The sequence below is a fragment of the Pseudarthrobacter sp. PS3-L1 genome (assembly GCF_030063285.1).
Classification (GTDB): Bacteria; Actinomycetota; Actinomycetes; order Actinomycetales; family Micrococcaceae; genus Arthrobacter.
Window position 1 is genome coordinate 1 of record NZ_JASISU010000017.1, and the last position, 1,070, is coordinate 1,070.

Sequence of the window (1,070 nt, forward strand, 5' to 3'; positions counted from 1 at the left end):
CGGGTAGCGCGGAGCGGACCCGCTGGCCCGGCCATCGCCTGGGCCTCTCCCGTGACTCCCGCCACCCGCTCCGCTTTCTGTACCACCGCTTAAGCCTAGCGTCGTCGTGAACTGCAGCCGCCGTCGTCCACCCCGGGAAGCACTCCGGAAAATCCAGTGCACAAAATGGATGGGGGGCGTTGCCCGAAAACCCGGCGGACCATGACGTGGATGGTAATGCCCAGCAAAGCCCCGCATGCCTCGGCTAGGATGAAAATCATGACTTACAAGCTGATTCTGCTGCGCCACGGCCACAGCGAATGGAACGCCAAGAACCTGTTCACCGGCTGGGTGGACGTTGACCTCGACGACCAAGGCCGCACCGAGGCCGTTCGCGGCGGCGAGCTGCTGGTGGAAAACGATCTGCTGCCCGACATCCTCTACACGTCCCGCCTGAAGCGCGCCATCAACACCGCAAACCTGGCACTGGAGAAAGCTGATCGAGGCTGGATTGACGTCAAGCGCGACTGGCGCCTCAACGAACGCCACTACGGTGCACTTCAGGGCAAGGACAAGGCCCAGACCCTGGCCGAATATGGCGAGACCCAGTTCATGGAATGGCGCCGGTCCTATGACACCCCGCCGCCGCCCCTGGCTGACGACTCCGAGTTCTCCCAGGTGGGAGATCCTCGCTACGCCGACATTGGTGACGCCGTTCCCCGCACCGAGTGCCTCAAGGATGTCCTGGACCGCCTGCTGCCGTACTGGGAATCGGACATCAAGGAAGACCTCAAGGCCGGTAAGACCGTGCTGGTTACAGCACATGGCAACTCACTGCGCGCTTTGGTCAAGCACCTGGACGGCATCAGCGATGACGCCATTGCCAGCTTGAACATTCCTACCGGTATCCCGCTGGTCTACGACCTCGATGCGGACTTCAAGCCCATCAAGGCTGGCGGCACCTACCTGGATCCGGATGCTGCTGCGGCTGCAATCCAGGCCGTTGCCAATCAGGGCAAGAAGTAAGCCCTAACGCAGAACGTACGACGGCGGCCGGTCACCTCAGGTGACCGGCCGCCGTCGTACGTTAC

At 62.6% G+C, this 1,070-nt stretch carries 1 protein-coding gene; it reads left to right on the plus strand.

The features are described 5' to 3' along the window. Positions 1-258: 258 nt before the first annotated feature. Entirely contained in the window at positions 259-1,005 is a 747-nt protein-coding gene (locus QMG79_RS16580; RefSeq protein WP_283539735.1) for a phosphoglyceromutase, read from the plus strand. The last annotated feature ends 65 nt before the right edge of the window (positions 1,006-1,070 follow it).

Coding starts and splice junctions, on each gene's coding strand:
- QMG79_RS16580 (WP_283539735.1), top strand. CDS start 259: ATGACTTACAAGCTGATTCTGCTGCGCCACGGCCACAGCGAATGGAAC.